This window comes from Pseudomonas sp. 65/3-MNA-CIBAN-0223 (assembly GCF_040310425.1).
In the GTDB taxonomy this organism is placed as follows: Bacteria; Pseudomonadota; Gammaproteobacteria; order Pseudomonadales; family Pseudomonadaceae; genus Aquipseudomonas; species Aquipseudomonas gregormendelii.
In genome coordinates this window covers 104,928-122,374 of record NZ_JBEOPV010000005.1, presented here as the reverse complement: position 1 = coordinate 122,374, position 17,447 = coordinate 104,928, and the positions used below count along the sequence as shown (strand labels likewise).

Sequence of the window (17,447 nt, the reverse complement as noted above, 5' to 3'; positions counted from 1 at the left end):
TTTACTGAGCCTTGGTCTCAGTGGTTGCTGCCGGTTTAGCCGCAGGCTTCCTGGCCGGTTCAGCCTTTTTTGCCGGGGCTTTGGCCGGCGCTTTTTTTGTCTCGGCCTTGGCTGCCGGCTTCTTCGCCGGGGCCTTTTTAACCGGCTCGGCTTTCACCGGTGCCGCAGGCTTCGGCGCTTCAACCGGAGCAGGCGCAGGCGCTGGTACCGGCGCCGGGGTTGGGGCAACCGGAGCGACGGGGGCTGGCGCCTTTACAGGTTCCGGCTTCTTCTCATCATCCGAACCACCAAACAGGTTGGTGAAGAAGTTGCCCTTCTTCGCCGCAACCGCGCCTGCCGCCGCAGCAGCCGCCACTGGTACAACCTTCGCTGGCTCAAACGACTTGCCTGCCGCCAGGTCTTCAACCTGGCCGGCCGCGCGCTGACCGGTGCGCAATGCGCCTTCCAGCGTGCCTGGGTACAAGGTGTCGGTGTGTTCGCCAGCGAAAGCTACACGCTGCAGCGGGCGCTCCCACAGGCGCCAGTATTTGCTGATCTGGCCAGGACCAAAGGCCAGGTAAGCGCCACCCATGGAAGGGTCGGTGCTGTAGCGGCGGATTTCATAGCCGGTGAACGAGCCGCGGGCCTGGGGGTAAAAAGCGTGCAGGCGAATCAGCACCTGATCGGCCATCTGCTTGTCGCCGAAGGCCTGCATCACGCGGGCGTTGTCGCCGGACAGGTTGATCACCACATTGGCGCCGCCCTTCAGCGCCGGCTCGACCCACAACATGCCAAGGCCAGTGTTGCTGTAGATCTCGCCGGACATGCGCGCCTTGCTTTCCCACACAGGCGTCTTGAACTTCAACATGATCTGGTCGCGCCAGCCGTAGTTGGTGCCCTTGATCGCGCCCAGGTGCTGGGCATCCAGTGCGGGGGTCAGCTGGATCTTGTTCAGTGCGCGCAATGGCACAGCCACCACGACGTAGTCAGCCTGATAGCCAACGCTGCCGACCTTGACGGTCACGCCATCCTTGTCCTGGACGATCGCCGACACCGGCGAGCTGGTCTTGATGGTCTTCAGTTGCTTGACGAATGCCTGTGCCAGCACCGGGCTGCCACCGATCAGGCGCGAGGCGCGCAAGTCACGGTCGGAAACGCCCAGGTAAACGCGGCTCTGCTGCGCGAAGTACAGCAGTGACAGGCGCGACGGTTCGTCGTAGCGGGTACGAATCTGCTGGTTGATCAGCTGACGGGCCGTGGCAGGCAGTGTCAGGCGGTCGAGCCAGTTGGAGACGTTGATCTGGTCGAGGGCGTGCAGCGTGTTGTTCGCTGCCGGGTTCTGCGGGTCTTCGATCGAGCGGGCCAGGTCGTCAACGGTCTTCTCGTAGCGTTTGAGCGCTTCGGCAGTCGTCGGGTTCTTGATCGCCAGGTCGGCAGCGCTGTAATACACGCCATCGATCAGGTAGCTCGGGGTGCGCACGAACTCCGGAGCCGGCGTGGTGCCAAGCTTGAACGTCGATACGTACTTGTTCAGCACCGGCTGGGTCTTGTCGTTGCCGATCCACTCACTGGTGGCCATGCCGGAGCGACCTCCCAGGCTCGGCTTGGCTTCCAGCAGGGTGACCTGCCAGCCTTTGTTCTGCAGCTCGTAAGCCGCCGTCAGGCCGGACAGCCCGCCGCCGATCACGATCGCTGTTTTATCCTTGGCCAGCGCAGATACGCTGAACAGGCCCAACATCACCAGCGCACAGGCGCGCAGCCAACCAGCAGACATTCAGCGAACTCCGGAAATACACGAGGAAAAATCAGTTTTGCGAGTCAGACGACTCAAGGAATGGCGAAGAATACGTCAGCCATCAAATGGCCGCCAGCGACGTCTATCGCCCCATCCAATGTAGCTCAATTGACCCAATGGGTTGTTCCAGGGCCAGTCATTGCATAGGCTTGCGCGATTGCAGGTCCGCGTTTGTCACGGACTGCCTCGAGGAGACTGAATATGGGCCTGAATAATCAGTGGATGCAACGCGATCTCGCGGTGCTGTGGCATCCCTGCACCCAGATGAAAGACCACGAACAGCTGCCGCTGATCCCGATCAAGCGCGGGGAAGGCGTATGGCTTGAAGACTTCGAAGGCAAACGCTACCTCGACGCCGTCAGCTCCTGGTGGGTCAACGTGTTTGGCCACGCCAACCCGCGCATCAACCAGCGCATCAAGGATCAGGTCGACCAGCTCGAACACGTTATCCTCGCCGGTTTCAGCCACCAGCCAGTGATCGAGCTGTCCGAGCGCCTGGTGCAGATGACGCCGGAAGGCCTGACCCGGTGCTTCTATGCCGATAACGGTTCGTCTTGCATCGAAGTCGCGCTGAAAATGAGCTTTCACTACTGGCTCAACCGCGGTCAGCCGAACAAAAAACGATTTGTCACCCTCACCAACAGCTACCACGGCGAAACCATGGCGGCGATGTCGGTTGGCGATGTGCCGCTGTTCACCGAAACCTACAAGGCGCTGCTGCTCGACACCATCAAGGTGCCGAGCCCGGATTGCTACCTGCGCCCTGAAGGCATGAGCTGGGAGGAGCATTCGCGCAACATGTTCGCGGCCATGGAACAGACCCTGGCCGAACATCACGACACGGTTGCGGCAGTGATTGTCGAGCCCCTGATCCAGGGCGCCGGCGGCATGCGCATGTACCACCCGGTATACCTCAAGCTGTTGCGTGAGGCCTGTGATCGCTATGGCGTGCACCTGATCCACGACGAAATCGCCGTCGGCTTCGGCCGTACCGGCACGATGTTCGCCTGCGAACAGGCAGGCATCCGCCCAGACTTCCTGTGCCTGTCCAAGGCCCTCACCGGCGGCTATCTGCCGCTGGCGGCCTGCGTCACTACTGACGATGTCTACAGCGCCTTCTACGACGACTACCCGACCCTGCGCGCCTTCCTGCACTCCCACAGCTACACCGGCAACCCGCTGGCCTGTGCGGCGGCGCTGGCGACCCTGGATATTTTCGAAGAAGACAACGTCATCGAGAACAACAAGGCCCTGGCCCAACGCATGGCCTCCTCCACCGCGCACCTGGCCGACCATCCGAACGTCTCGGAAGTACGCCAGACCGGCATGGTACTGGCGATCGAGATGGTCAAGGACAAGGCCACCAAAGAAGCCTATCCGTGGCAGGAGCGACGCGGCCTGAAAGTGTTCCAGCATGCGCTGGAACGCGGGGCCCTGCTGCGGCCCCTGGGCAGCGTGGTGTACTTCCTGCCGCCGTACGTGATCACGCCTGATCAGATAGACTTTCTGGCTGAAGTGGCCAGCGAAGGGATCGACATTGCAACGCGCGACAGCGTCAGTGTGTCAGTGCCGGAAAACTTTCACCCGGGATTCCGCGATCCGGGTTGATTGGCCCGAAAATGAAAGCACTGTGGGAGCGAGCCTGCTCGCGATAGCAATCGGTCAGCCAGCACTCATCGCGAATGCGAGACCGAATCGCGAGCAGGCTCGCTCCCACAGAAGGCACCACCTTTTATGATTCACTCCCTTTCCAGAGAACCCGCATGAGACTGTCCCGCTTCTTTATCGACGCCCCCCTGAGCACCGGTGAGCACGAGCTGCCCGAGGCCCAGGCGCACTACATCAGCCGCGTGCTGCGCATGGCCGAAGGTGATGCGTTGCAGCTGTTCGACGGCTCGGGACAAGAGTTCCGCGCCCGGCTGGTAGAGGTCGGCAAGAAGCGCGTGGTGGTGCAGATCGATGAGAGTTTCGCCGGGCAGGTCGAATCCCCCTTGCAGATCCACCTCGGCCAGGGTTTGTCCCGTGGCGAGCGTATGGACTGGGCGATCCAGAAAGCCACTGAACTGGGCGTGAGCGAGATCACCCCGATCTTCAGCGACCGTTGTGAAGTGCGCCTCAAGGACGAACGTGCCGACAAACGCCTGATGCACTGGCGCCAGGTGGCAATCAGTGCCTGTGAGCAATGCGGACGGTCGAGGGTCCCGGTGATTCATCCGCCGCAGTTATTGGCTGATTGGCTCAAGCAGACTGAAGCGCAGCTGAAGCTGGTGCTGCATCCGGTGGCCGAGCCGTTGCTGAGTCACGCCAAGCCCGCCACGCTGGCATTTCTGATCGGGCCAGAAGGCGGGCTGTCGGATGCCGAGGTTGATCAGGCCAAGGGCGCAGGCTTTCACGCGGCACGGCTTGGCCCGCGAGTGTTGCGGACTGAGACGGCGCCGGTTGTGGCGCTGGCGGTGGCTCAGCAGCTTTGGGGGGATTTCTAGATCAAAAGATCAAAAGATCAAAAGATCAAAAGATCAAAAGATCAAAAGATCAAAAGATCAAAAGATCGCAGCCTGCGGCAGCTCCTACAGGGGATCATATTTCCCTGTAGGAGCTTCTGAGATCTGTTGATCCGTTGTTCAAAGCACGTAAAAGAAAATCGCCACAAAGTGCAGCAAGCTTCCCGCGATCACAAACAAATGCCAGATCCCATGCGCATGCCGCAGCCGGTGGTCCAGCGCAAAAAAGACGATCCCCACGGTGTACAACACCCCGCCCGATGCCAGCCAGGCAAACCCTGTCGAACCCAGCGCGGCTAACAATGGCTTGACCGCCACCAGCACGATCCAGCCCATCACCGCGTAAATCACGATAGACAGCACCCGCGCTTCCGACCGCGGTTTGATCTCCTGCAGGATGCCAATCAGCGCCAACCCCCAGACGATCCCGAACAAGGTCCAGCCCCAGGGACCGCGCAGCGTGACCAGGCAAAACGGCGTGTAGCTGCCGGCGATCAACAGATAGATCGAAAAGTGATCGACCTTCTGCATAATCGCTTTCTTGCGTCCCCGCACGCTGTGGTAAACGGTCGAGGCGCTGTACAGCACCAGCAAGGTGAAACCATAGATCGCCACACTGACGATTTTCCACGGACTGCCGTCCATACTGGCAATCACCAGCATCCATACCACGCCGACAAAGGCCGCCACCGCCCCCACCAGATGCGTCCAGGCGTTGAGTTTTTCCCCGTGATACATGTATTGCCTACCTCAAAACCCATTACGACAGTGCGCAAGGCTCCGGCTTGAAGCCTGAAAACGCAACGCTTCAGACCGCATCATTCGCATTAAAAATCCGCTGGCGGCATCACTACACATCGTTGCAGGAGCGTTCGGCGACATCCAGGAGCCTTCCCACAATGCTTCCAGGCCCCGTCAGACCAGCCCCGCCTCCACCAGCAAACCTTCCAGCGCCAGCAAGTCAGGGACCTTGGCCACTTGATCGCCCACTTGCACCGCGGCTTGCTCCAGCGCGCACAAGGGCACATCGACATAGCTCAACTGGCTGTCGAGCTTGCAGGACCGTGGAATGCCCTGCACCAACAGTGCGATGAACTTCAACTCCGGGCGCCCACCCAGGGCATTGAGGATCACGATCCGCACCCGCTCGCCCATGACGATTTTCTGACCACAGGCCGACTCGAAACTGAGCATTGGAATCTGCCGGTCCCGCCACCTTACCCGCCCCAGGTACCAGGGCGGCGTATCCAGGTCGAACGTGCCCGGCTGGTAGTCGATCAGTTCGGCGACCGCCACATTGGGCAGAATCAGGTGGCGATCGGCCAGGGGCAACAGCAGCCCGGTGAGGTTGCTGGTGCGGTGTTCAAGCATGGGGTTTGCTCCAGAAGGCGATGCTTTCGAGCAATACCGATTCCTGATACGGCTTGCCAAGGTAATCGTTGACGCCAATGGCCATGGCGCGGTCGCGGTGTTTCTGTCCGGTGCGCGAGGTGATCATGATGATCGGCAGATGCTGCGTACGCTCGTCCGCGCGCACTTGGGTGGCCACTTCGAAGCCATCCATGCGCGGCATTTCGATGTCCAGCAGCATCAGGTCGGGCAGGTGCTCTTCCAGCAGCAACATCGCGTCGACTCCATCCTTGGCGGTCAGTACGTTCATGCCGTGACGTTCCAGCAAACGACTGGTGACCTTGCGCACCGTGACCGAATCATCAACCACCAGCACCAGCAGGGGTTTGTGCGACTCTGGCTCGGCGTCTTGCATCAGGGCCTGACGCGGCAAGCGGGTCTGCATGGCGCGGATCGGCGCCAACAGGTCAAGAATGAGCACCACCCGGCCATCCCCCAGGATCGTTGCTCCGGACAAACCTTGCACGGCAGCGAACTGCGGGCCGAGGCTCTTGACCACGATCTCGCGAGTGCCGGCCATGGCGTCGACTTGCACGGCGATGTGGCGTTCGTTGCACTGCACCAGCAACACCGGCAGCGGCAGGTTTTGTCCCAGCAGCTTCGGGCGGCTGCTGGTTTTCAGCAGTTCGCCGAGGTAACACAACTCATAGTGCTGCCCGGCATATTTGTAGGTTGGCGGATCCAGGCGATAGTGGCCTTCAAGTTCATTGGGCAAGACACGAACGATGCCGTCGATGGTGTTGAGCGGGATCGCATACTGATCTTCCGCGCATTGCACCATCAGCGCCCGGTTGACCGACACGGTGAACGGCAGGCGGATGCGAAAATGCACGCCCTGCCCGGACACCGAGTCAATGCTCATGGTCCCGCCCAGCTGCCGCACCTCTTCGTGGACCACGTCCATACCCACGCCACGCCCGGAAATCTGGGTGATTTTTTCCGCCGTCGAAAATCCCGGTTGCAGGATAAATTGCAGCACATCGCGGTCGCTGATATCGCTGTCAGGCGCCAGCAGGCCACGCTTGATCGCCTTGCGGCGTACCGCGTCCAGGGGCACGCCGGCGCCGTCATCGCGGATATCGAAAATGATGTCCCCACCCTCGCGCGACAGGTCCAGGGTAATCTTTCCCTGAGCGGGTTTGCCCGCAGCGATGCGCACCTCGGAGGATTCCAGGCCGTGGTCCACGGCGTTGCGCAGCATGTGCTCCAACGGCGCGGCCATGCGCTCGAGGACGTTACGGTCCATCTCGCCTTCGGCGTTGCCGACGATGAATTGCACATCCTTGCCCAGTTCGCCGGAAACCTGACGGACGATGCGCTTGAGGCGCGGCAGCATCCGTTCGAACGGCACCATGCGTGTACGCATCAGGCCTTCCTGCAACTCGGTATTGATGCGCCCCTGTTGTTGCAGCAGGTTTTCGGCGTCCTGATTGCGCCGGTCGAGGGTTTCCTTGAGGTCAAGCAGGTCGGACGCGGACTCGAACAGCGCACGCGACAGCTGTTGCAGCTGCGAATGCCGGTCCATTTCCAGCGGATCGAATTCCTCGTACCCCAGACGTTCGGCTTCCACCTGCTGGCGGCTGAGGATCCGCCCCTGGGTTTCCGTATCGAGGCGCCGCAACTGGTCGCGCATGCGCTCAATGGTGGTTTCCATTTCGCTCAGGGCCACCCGTGCATCGCTGACCTGCTGTTCGATGCGCCCGCGGAAAATCGAGGTTTCACCGGCCAGGTTGACCAAATCATCCAGCAACTCTGCCGAGACCTTGACCATGTCGGCGCCGGCGTCAGGCTGCGGTGCAGGAGGTTCGGGCTTGATCACCGCAGGTGCCGTGACAGGATCTGCCGGCAACACTGGGTGACTGAAATTGCGGATCGAGTCGATCAACTGATCGGCAGGCGGCATGGGTTGACCGGCGCGCGCCGCGTCGAGCATTTGTGCCAGTCGGTCATGGCTGCTCTGCAACAGCGCGAACAAGGCCTGGGTCGGTTGCAGTAAGCCTGCCGACAAACCTTCATAGAGAAATTCCAGCTCGTGGGCCAGATCACCGATCGGTGTGATTTCGACCATCCGCGCGCCCCCCTTCAGGGTGTGCAGATCACGCAGCAGGTTTTCCACTTCCTGGCGATTCGCCGGGTCGGCCTGCCAGCGCACCAGCGCCGCCCCGGAGTTTTCGATGATGTCGAAACCTTCTTCCAGGAAGATCTCCAGTAGCTCCGGATCATGGCCTGGGTGATCGCTGACCGGCAGCGGTTCGGCCACTTCAGCGCTGCCGAGGTTGTTCTGGCGAAACTCGCGGATGGCCTCGATCAGCTCATCTGGCTCATCCAGGGGATGCTGGTCCTGCAACTGCTCAAGCAGCTGCCCGAGGCGATCATGGCTGCGCAGCAACAGCTGCGCCAAGGCATCGGTGTGCTGATAACGGCGATCCACCAGGCCTTCGTACAGCCCTTCCAATTCATGGGCCAGATCACCCACGGGTTCGACCTCGGCCATCCGCGCCCCGCCCTTGAGCGTGTGCAGGTCACGTTGCAACGACAGCAGCGGTGCGGCGTTATCCGGATCGCTCAACCAGCGTTGCAGGGCCTGGCCCGAGCTTTCGAGGATATCCACAGCCTCTTCCAGGAAGATCGACACGATAGCGTCGTCTGGTTCTGCCTGCGCCAGTTCGGCAGTGGCGCTGCCCAGCTCGCGAATGCTCAGGGCGCGGCTGCCGTCGCTGCGAATCAGGCCGGTGGCCGACGGGTCCAGGCTTTCATCCAGCAAATCGCGCAAGGCTCGCACCCGCGCCGGTTGCGGGCTGACTTCCTGGCCGGCTGCGAGCTCGTCGAGCATGTTGATCAGCGCTTCATGGGCACTTTGCGCTTCATGGAAAAACGCCGGGCTGACCGCCAGGCTGCTTTCCTCCACCGCACCGTACAGATCGAGCAAGGCTTCACACAGCTCATCCACCGGATGCAGATCAGCCAGGTGTGCGCCTTCACCCAAGGTCGTCAATTCGTCCAGCAGCGCGCTGAGTTCCTGGCGTTCACCGGGGTGTTGCTGCCAGCGTTGCAGCAAGCTCTCGGCGTCCAGCAGGATGTCCATGCCCTGGGCCAGAAAATTGTTGATCAATTGCGGGTCGCGCTTGATACGTGGCCGACTCTGGGGTGCGCTCAGCAGGGTTTGCAGGCGCATGGCCAGCAGTGCATGGGTTCGCTCGATCAGATGCTGCGCGCCCGTTATCTCGGCCAGCGGATCCGTCTTTAGCTGGCGCAGGCCTAGCCGGAACAGCCCTTCGGCCTCCAGTAACAGTTCCACTTCGTCCAGGTCCAGTGCGAGCAGGTGCGCCTTGTACTCGCGGGCAAGTTGATCCAGCGGCGCGGCCAGTTCGGCGATCGGCACCACGCCGGCCATTGAGGCGCTCCCCTTGAGCGTATGCAAGGCGCGCTGCAACTCGTCACTGGCCTGCAAGGGCACATGCTCGGCGGCCTGGTCGAGGAAGCGATTGACGCTGGCCAGATGGGTTTCGGCTTCGTTGCGGAAAATTTCCAGCAGCAGCGGATCGAGTGCCACGACGTCCTCTGCATCCTCATCCACCAACGGTTGCTCGCCCTTGGCCAAGGCATGCGCACGGGCCGCCACCTGGTCGACATCGTTGCGCTGGCGCTGGGCATTGCGGGCAAATTCCGCGACCAGCTCCGGCAACAGCTGCAGCACATCAGCCAGCAATTGCTGCACGCCAGGGCCCGGCTTCACGCTGTGTTCGAGCACTCGATTGAGCAGGTTTTCCACCGCCCACGCCAGCTCGCCCAGGATCAGCGCCCGAACCATCCGGCCGCTGCCTTTGAGGGTGTGGAAGGCCCGGCGCAGCTCACTCAGGGCCGAAGTGTTCTGCGGGTCGGCAGTCCAGCGGGGCAAGTACTCACGGAGGACTTGCAGTACTTCGTCAGTTTCTTCCAGGAACACTTCACGCAGTTCATCGTCCACCGGCTCTTCGCCCGCAGGCGGCGGTAGCAGGCTACCCGGGGTATGCAGCGCCGGGGGATTTACCGCAGACACAGGATTGGCGAGCACGTCCGCGAGGGTCTGCACCAACTCAGGAGCACCGTACGCCTGCAACTCCTGAATGAGATGCGCCTCAGTCGGCTCCGGCACTTGTTCGAGTTCCGGGGCATGCCGGGCGCGGGGGAAAAACCCCAGTGCGGCGAGGCCTTTCTCGGCGACGTCGAGCACCTGTTCCCCGGCTGCCTCGGGGTCGTCGCTGAGGCGCTCCAGGTAATATTCGATGCTGGTCACCACGTCGGCCAGGCTGTCGAGCTCCTGCCATCCCGGCTGGCCAGGATCCAGCAGCAGGTGTTCACGGATGAACTGGTTGCACGCTTCGACCAGGCTGGCAGCGCGACTCAACGGGATCATCGCCAGTGCGCCGCGGATCTGCGTCAACAAGGCAGGCAAGGGCTGCAGGTGCTGGCGGTCCCAGTCGGCGTCGATGTAGTCGACGATCATGTCCTTGGCCTGTTGCAGGCAGATGCGCGCTTCGCGGATGACGATCTGGTGAATCTGTGTCAGGTCGGTGGTCGGCAAGCGGCTGTCTTCCTGGCTTTCCGGTTCCAGGTTGCCGACCATGCCGGCCAGGTTCGCTTCGACGTAGAGCAAGGCGCCCGCGACGTCCATCAGGATGGCGTCCGTGGGCTCACGCTGGCCTTGGGCCAGGCTCAGGACCACCGCCAACTGATCGATGATCACCTTGCGCGGCTGGCCAAAACCCAGCACCGCCAGGGTGTCGGCGATTTGCCGCAGGGGCGACAGCAGGCTGTCGAGATCGGCAATGTGTTGGCGGTCACTGCGCACGAACAGGTCCAGGCGTTCCTTGACCCGCACCAGCTCTTCGCACAGCGCCACCAGCACCGAGCGCATCGCATCGCGGTCGGGACCGCCCAGGCGCGCGCGCTCGTCATCAACCATTGCGCTGTCAGGCAACGCGTCCTCTAGGGAGTAGCGATCTTTCATGGTCAGCATGCGCCCGGTGGGGTGTTCGGCCTTGGCAATGTAGAACAGCAAACTCTTGAGCAGCTCTGGTGGTGCCGGTTGATTGATGCCGCGCATGCCTTCTTCGAGCAAGCGCTTGAGTTCCGTGTCAGCTTCCTTGAACAGGCTTCGCAGCGCCGGACTGTTGGCGATCGCACCGCCACGCATGCCTTCCACCAGCGCCGAGGCCACCTGCCACAACGGGCTGAGCGGCGCCTGACCGGAGATACTTTCGAGTCGCGCGAACACCTTTGCCAGGTAACCCAGGTGAGTGTCGTCAGCCTGTTCGCGCAGCAATCCAACGAGTGCCATCTGCAGCATTTGCCGCAACTTGCGCAACACATTGGCCAACTCTGGCGGCTCCAGCTGCGCCAGCGCTGCGTCGTCCAGCGGGGGCAAATCCGGCATTTGCGGGCTGAACAGGCTGGTTTCCGACAACAGCCCCTCGCCGCGGGCACTGCGCAAATCATTGATCAGGGGCAGCACCACCAGCGGCAAGTCCCGGCGCGCACCTTGCACCCGGTCGAGGTACACCGGCAACTGCGCCAGCGCCTGCAACAGCAGGTGGATCGCTTCTTCACGATGGCTCACACGGTTCTGCTGCAACGCCTGGGTCAGCTGTTCCATTTCTTCGGCCAGCAGTGCCGCGCCGTAGAATTCGACCATCTGCAAACTGCCGTGAACCTGGTGGATGCACGCCAGGCATTCAGCGAGCGCCAGGGGCGTCTGCTCTTCGTCCATCGCCATGCTCTCCAGATGGAGCGCCGCCTGCCTCAGCGTTTCGGCAATCTCGCCCTTGACCCACTCGAGGGCCACATAGTCGTGCCGATCACCCATAACCACTCCACTGGAAAAAACCTGCGCCTGCCACGCCCTATACTTTATCAGCAGCCTGCGCGCTCGCCGCGGGCAAGGTGAAACCGGACACCGAACGCCTCAGCTGGCTGGCCATCTTCGCCAGGTTACCGATGCTTTCGGCGGTTGCAGTGGAGCCGGAGGAGGTCTGCGAGGTGATCTGCTGGATCACGTTCATCGTCAGGGAGATCTGTCCGGCCGAGGACGTCTGCTGCTGGGCGGCATTGGAAATACTCTGGATCAGCGCCGCGAGCACTTTGGATACGCCTTCGATTTCCTCCAGCGCCACCCCGGCATCCTGCGCCAGACGTGCGCCACGCACCACTTCGGTGGTGGTCTGCTCCATGGAAATCACAGCTTCATTGGTGTCCGTCTGAATTGCCCGCACCAGGGTCTCTATCTGTCGGGTCGCAGCGGATGAGCGCTCGGCCAGGCGCTGCACCTCATCGGCTACCACGGCGAAACCGCGACCAGCGTCACCCGCCATCGAGGCCTGGATCGCAGCGTTGAGGGCCAGAATGTTGGTCTGATCGGCAATGTCGTCGATCAGGCTGACAATGTCGCCGATTTCCTGGGAAGACTCACCAAGGCGCTTGATTCGCTTGGCGGTATCCTGGATCTGCTCGCGAATGTTATCCATGCCGTGGATGGTGTTATGCACCACCTCGTTGCCCTTGTTGGCGATTTCCACCGACCGCTCAGCCACCGCCGAGGACTCGGCCGCGTTGGCCGACACCTGGTCAATGGATTGGGCCATGTCGTTGATGGCCGTGGAAGCTTCGGATATCTGCTGCGCCTGATGCTCGGAGGCTTGCGCCAGGTGCATGGCGGTGGCCTGGGTTTCCTGCACGGCGGCGGCGACCTGGCCGGCGGTCAGGTTGATGGTTGCCACCAGGTCGCGCAGCTGGTCGACGGAATAATTGATCGAGTCGGCAATGGAGCCGGTGAAATCTTCCGTCACCGAGGCCGTCACCGTCAGGTCACCGTCTGCCAGGTCTTCAATCTCGTCGAGCAGACGCATGATCGCCGTCTGGTTACGTTCGTTCTTTTCGGCGGTCTCACGCAGCTGCCGATTGGTTTCGCGCACCATCACCAGGCCGATCAGGATGATCGATGTCAGCGCCAGCAAGCCCAGGACATAGCCGCCGATGGTGTCGGTGTGACGGCCGCCGGCAAGGTTTTCAAAACCATTGGCCAGGTGCGAGGCTTCGTCCAGCAGCGTTTGCGACAGGCCGAAGATGTTGGTTGCTGACTCCCGGACCTTTAACAGTTCAGGCGAGGTTTCGATAATTTCATCGACGGAACCCGAGACGAACTCGAACAGTTCGGAAATCTCGAGCAGGCGGGCCCGGGCATCGCGGTCCTCGACCTGGCTGACTTTCAGCGCCGGATCCCCTTGCAACATGCCCGTCAGGACCTGGCCGAAGCGTGCCGCGTCACGCCCGAAGACGTCGGCAGCCTGTTGCGAATTCTCGTCCCCGGACAACACGGTATTCACCGCCCCCAGGATTCGCTCGGCCAGCAAGGATTGCCGTTGAGCCATCGCGACCTGGGCGGCGGGAGCGCCCCGCTGCAGCAGAATCTCGACGACTTTTTCATACTCAACCTGCAGTTGCGGCACAGTCTCGGCCAGGGTCGCGGCGACCTGGTGCAGCGACAGTACGGTCTGTTCGCTGGTGAGGATGGCGTCGGTATTTTTCAGCAGGCGCTCCCAGTCCGTTTGCACTGCGCGCATTTCCGGGCGCACGGCGGACGGCGCAGGGGGAAGACCGGTAGAAGGGTCGCCTTGCTTCAGATAACTCCAGCGCCGGGCAAAATCATTGCGCGCATCACTGAGCAGCTTGAACGCGGCAGCCTTGCCGGCAGCGGCTTCCGTAGCATTCTTGGCGATACGCTGGGACAGCACGCGTAACTCGCCTGCGTGGCCGATGTACTGTTTATCGTACGTAGCCTGGGTGTTGAGGTACGCGAAATTGGCGAACAACAGCATGATGAAGATGATCAGCGCGATAAACAGCACGATGATCTGCGACCGGCTGCGCGACCCTTCCATTGGCTTGCCTGCTTTTGCTTTTATCATCGGTCCTCGCCTGTTAACTCACATCTACCAACCCACCACAGATCGCTTTGTGGGGTCTGCGTTTACAAAGCGACGTGCATGAACGCCCGCGACTGCGCCAGCGCAAACGGGCTGAACACCTGCCAATCCTGCTCGCGCTTAAACCGGCCCTTGATGAACGGCGCAATCGCCCCGCTCAAGTTATCCACCGGCTCCAGACTTCCCTGGGCAAAATGCTGCAGCCCGTAAACTTCGTCGACCATCAACCCGGCAAACACCTCGTTGTGCTCCACCACCAACACCCGACGCTGCTTGCGCACCGCCGACAGCTCCAGGGCGAAGAAGCCGCAGACATCCATGATCGGCAGCAAGCGCCCCCGCAGGTTGGCCACGCCCTTGACCCAGGGTTTTACCCCGGGCAACTGGGTGAATCGCGGTTCGTGCAAGACTTCACTGATCTCGCCCATGGGAGCGACGTACCAGTGCTCGCCCAATCGAAATCCTATACCGCTCCAGCTGTCCTGGCGGGCCGGCTGGGAAGGCAGGTCTGCCGCCAGCAGACGGCAACGCTGATCGAGTTGCAGCAGCAGTTCGAAGGCAGTCAGCGATTCACTCATGGTCCGATGATCAGCCGGCAAGCACGTTGTTGAGGGTCTTGATCAGGGTGTCTTCGTCGACCGGCTTGGTCAGGTAATCCTTGGCGCCCTGGCGCGTGCCCCAGACCTTGTCGGTGTCTTGATCCTTGGTGGTGATGATAATCACCGGGATGTGCCCGGTTTCCGGGTCCTTGGTCAACTGCCGGGTGGCTTGAAAACCATTGAGGCCGGGCATGACGATGTCCATCAGCACCGCGTCAGGTTTTTCCTGGCGGGCCAGGGCCACGCCGTCGGCGCCGTTTTCGGCTTTCAACACTTCGTGACCATACTTTTCCAGCATGCCCGTCAGTTTGTACATTTCGGTCGGCGAGTCGTCGACGATCAGAATTCGTGCCATGGTCTTCCCCATTCTTGTCGACGCCGGGCCCGTTGGCCGAGCGTCACTGTGCGTGTCCTACTGCGGCAAAACGGCGGCAAACCCTGGAACATGGGCCTGGATCGCGTTCAGCAATTCCTCCCTGCTGAAAGGCTTGGTCAAAAACTGATCGGAGCCGACGATGCGCCCCTTGGCCTTGTCGAACAGCCCGTCCCTGGACGACAGCATGATCACTGGCGTGGATTTGAACGCGCTGTTGTTCTTGATCAGGGCGCAGGTCTGATAACCATCCAGACGCGGCATCATGACGTCGACAAAGATGATGCCGGGATGGTTGTCGGCGATTTTCGCCAGCGCATCGAAACCATCGATGGCCGTGATGACCTCGCAACCTACATTTTTCAGCAACGTTTCGGCGGTGCGGCGAATCGTCTTCGAATCGTCGATCACCATGACCTTCAAGGCGCTGGAATGCTGATCCATATTTACTCTACCGTCGCCTTTGCGAATCAAATTGTCCGTTTTCGGATCTTCCAGGGCTCGAAACCCTTGATGTTCAAGGGCAAAGCCTTTTTAGCACAGTCTCCAAATCCAATCTATCGGGTGACTGGCACTGTGGTTTTCCCTTGACCGCAAACACGCCCGGCGCCAATCTGACGCCACTTTTATATAGCCCTGTGGCCCGCTCCCCTGTGGGAGCGGGCTTGCTCGCGAAGGCGGCGTGTCAGCCAATACAAGTGGTGACTGACACACCGTATTCGCGAGCAAGCCCGCTTCCACAGGGGATCGCCAAAGCCCAAATTCGAGGAAAAACCCATGAGCGTTCGCGTCGGGATTGTCATGGATCCCATTGCCGGCATTTCCTATAAAAAGGATAGCTCGCTGGCCATGCTGCTGGCCGCGCAAAAGCGCGGCTGGGAACTGTTCTACATGGAGCAGCGCGACCTGTATCAGGGCGAAGGCGAAGCCCGGGCGCGCATGCGTCCGCTGAAAGTCTTCGCCAACCCGGAAAAGTGGTTCGAACTGGAGGCCGAGACTGACGCGCTCCTGAGCGATCTGGACGTGATTCTGATGCGCAAGGATCCGCCCTTCGACATGGAGTTCGTCTACTCCACCTACCTGCTGGAGCAAGCCGAGCGCGCCGGCGTGCTGGTCGTCAACAAACCGCAGAGCCTGCGCGACTGCAATGAAAAGCTGTTCGCCACACTGTTTCCCCAGTGCACCCCGCCAACCGTGGTCAGCCGCCGCGCCGACGTGCTGCGTGAGTTCGCCGCCAAGCATGGCGACGTGATCCTCAAGCCGCTGGACGGCATGGGCGGCACCTCGATCTTCCGTCATCGCGCTGGCGACCCGAACCTGTCGGTCATTCTCGAGACCCTGACCGCGATGGGCGCCCAGCAAATCATGGGCCAAGCCTACCTGCCGGCGATCAAGGACGGCGACAAGCGCATCCTGATGATCGACGGTGAGCCTGTGGATTACTGCCTGGCGCGGATTCCGGCCGCCGGTGAAACCCGCGGCAATCTCGCGGCTGGTGGTCGTGGCGAAGCCCGCCCATTGACCGACAAGGATCGCTGGATCGCCGCTCAGGTCGGCCCGACACTGCGCGAAAAAGGCCTGCTGTTCGTCGGCCTGGACGTGATTGGCGAGCACCTGACAGAAATCAACGTCACCAGCCCGACCTGCATCCGCGAGATCGATAATGCCTTTGGCACCGACATTGGCGGCCTGCTGATGGACGCCATCGAGAAGAAGTTGCAGAGCAAGCCATAAGCTGCAAGTGAGATTCGCTCAATGCAGCCTGTCGCTTGAAACTTCAAGCTTGAAGCTAAAAACCAACATTGCGTTATCATGCCGAGCCCTTAAAAACGCGATGTTGGTTTTTTCACCATGACACTTCCGTCCGATCTGCCTGCCGAACTCGCCCGCCGCGGTGTGCGCCCGGCCGATCGCCTCGGATTTACCCTGTTTCTCGCAGCGTTAATTCATTTGGCGTTGCTGCTGGGCGTGGGCTTCACCATGGTAGAGCCCAAGCAGATCAGCAAAACCCTGGAAATCACCCTCGCCACTTTCAAAAGTGAAAAGAAGCCCGAGAAAGCCGATTTCCTCGCCCAGGAAAACCAGCAAGGCAGCGGCACCCTGGATAAAAAGGCGACCCCCAAGACCACCGAGGTCGCGCCCTTCCAGGACAACAAGGTCAAGAAAGTCACGCCGCCTCCTGCCGCTAAACCTGAAGTCCAGGAAGCGCCGCCCAAGGCCGCAGTGACCACGGTTGCGCCGAAACCGAAGAAAGCACCGGCAAAAACCGAAGCGCCCAAGATCGATGCCAAACCCAAGGTGGCCGCGCCGACGTTCGACAGTGAACAGCTGTCCAGTGACATCGCCAGCCTCGAAGCCGAACTGGCCAACGAACAACAGCTGTACGCCAAGCGCCCGCGTATACACCGCCTGAGCGCCGCCTCGACCATGCGCGACAAGGGTGCCTGGTACAAGGATGAATGGCGCAAGAAAGTCGAGCGCATCGGCAACCTGAACTACCCGGACGAAGCGCGACGCAAGCAAATCTATGGCAATTTGCGCCTGATGGTCTCGATCAACCGCGACGGCTCGCTGTATGAAGTGCTGGTACTGGAATCCTCCGGCCAGCCGCTGCTGGACCAGGCCGCCCAGCGCATCGTGCGGCTCGCGGCGCCGTTTGCGCCGTTTACCGGGGACCTGTCGGACATCGACCGCCTGGAAATCATCCGCACCTGGAAATTTGCCCGCGGCGACAGACTTTCCAGCAACTGACCCCCATCTGTAGGAGCGAGCTCGCTCGCGATGGTCGTCAACGATAACGCTGAAAAATAGACACCCCACGGCGCTCTC

At 61.3% G+C, this 17,447-nt stretch carries 12 protein-coding genes; 4 read left to right on the top strand and 8 right to left on the bottom strand.

What is annotated here, in order from left to right; all coding sequences use genetic code 11:
* Position 1 precedes the first annotated feature (1 nt).
* Entirely contained in the window at positions 2-1,753 is a 1,752-nt protein-coding gene (locus AAEZ09_RS07265; protein ID WP_350598832.1) for a flavin monoamine oxidase family protein, read from the bottom strand.
* A gap of 222 nt (positions 1,754-1,975) precedes the next feature.
* Here AAEZ09_RS07265 and AAEZ09_RS07260 point away from each other — a divergent pair, with 222 nt between their 5' ends.
* Positions 1,976-3,382: an adenosylmethionine--8-amino-7-oxononanoate transaminase gene (locus tag AAEZ09_RS07260; protein ID WP_045059843.1), complete on the top strand. Its 1,407-nt coding sequence runs from the start codon at positions 1,976-1,978 to the stop codon at positions 3,380-3,382.
* A 155-nt stretch (positions 3,383-3,537) separates the two neighbouring features.
* Positions 3,538-4,257 carry a 16S rRNA (uracil(1498)-N(3))-methyltransferase gene (locus AAEZ09_RS07255; protein WP_045059842.1) on the top strand — a complete coding sequence of 240 codons (720 nt, stop codon included), beginning with the start codon at positions 3,538-3,540 and terminating at the stop codon, positions 4,255-4,257.
* 138 nt (positions 4,258-4,395) lie between these two features.
* Here the strand turns inward: AAEZ09_RS07255 and trhA are convergent, their stop codons facing one another.
* The 7 genes from trhA to pilG all read right to left on the bottom strand — a co-directional run bounded on the left by trhA (position 4,396) and on the right by pilG (position 15,062).
* Positions 4,396-5,013 carry a PAQR family membrane homeostasis protein TrhA gene (trhA, locus tag AAEZ09_RS07250; RefSeq protein WP_045059841.1) on the bottom strand — a complete coding sequence of 206 codons (618 nt, stop codon included), beginning with the start codon at positions 5,011-5,013 and terminating at the stop codon, positions 4,396-4,398.
* Between the two features lie 177 nt (positions 5,014-5,190).
* Positions 5,191-5,646: a chemotaxis protein CheW gene (locus AAEZ09_RS07245; RefSeq protein WP_350598830.1), complete on the bottom strand. Its 456-nt coding sequence runs from the start codon at positions 5,644-5,646 to the stop codon at positions 5,191-5,193.
* Positions 5,639-11,530, bottom strand: coding sequence for an Hpt domain-containing protein (locus AAEZ09_RS07240; protein WP_045059839.1), 5,892 nt, complete (start codon positions 11,528-11,530; stop codon positions 5,639-5,641). The genes AAEZ09_RS07245 and AAEZ09_RS07240 overlap by 8 nt, the downstream gene beginning before the upstream one ends.
* Before the next feature lie 37 nt (positions 11,531-11,567).
* Entirely contained in the window at positions 11,568-13,628 is a 2,061-nt protein-coding gene (locus tag AAEZ09_RS07235) for a methyl-accepting chemotaxis protein (protein WP_502947567.1), read from the bottom strand.
* A gap of 62 nt (positions 13,629-13,690) precedes the next feature.
* The gene (locus tag AAEZ09_RS07230) at positions 13,691-14,224 is read right to left on the bottom strand and encodes a chemotaxis protein CheW (protein ID WP_045059837.1); all 534 of its coding nucleotides are present in this window, start codon (positions 14,222-14,224) and stop codon (positions 13,691-13,693) included.
* 10 nt (positions 14,225-14,234) lie between these two features.
* On the bottom strand, positions 14,235-14,600 hold the full coding sequence (gene pilH, locus AAEZ09_RS07225; protein ID WP_045059836.1) for a twitching motility response regulator PilH: 366 nt from the start codon (positions 14,598-14,600) through the stop codon (positions 14,235-14,237).
* Positions 14,601-14,657: 57 nt separating this feature from the next.
* Complete coding sequence (gene pilG, locus AAEZ09_RS07220; RefSeq protein WP_045059835.1) at positions 14,658-15,062, bottom strand: twitching motility response regulator PilG; 405 nt, start codon at positions 15,060-15,062, stop codon at positions 14,658-14,660.
* Positions 15,063-15,395: 333 nt separating this feature from the next.
* On the opposite strand from pilG, the gene gshB reads away from it, so the two are divergent.
* Positions 15,396-16,352 carry a glutathione synthase gene (gshB, locus tag AAEZ09_RS07215; protein ID WP_350598827.1) on the top strand — a complete coding sequence of 319 codons (957 nt, stop codon included), beginning with the start codon at positions 15,396-15,398 and terminating at the stop codon, positions 16,350-16,352.
* 117 nt (positions 16,353-16,469) lie between these two features.
* On the top strand, positions 16,470-17,369 hold the full coding sequence (locus tag AAEZ09_RS07210) for an energy transducer TonB (protein WP_350598825.1): 900 nt from the start codon (positions 16,470-16,472) through the stop codon (positions 17,367-17,369).
* Positions 17,370-17,447 lie beyond the last annotated feature (78 nt).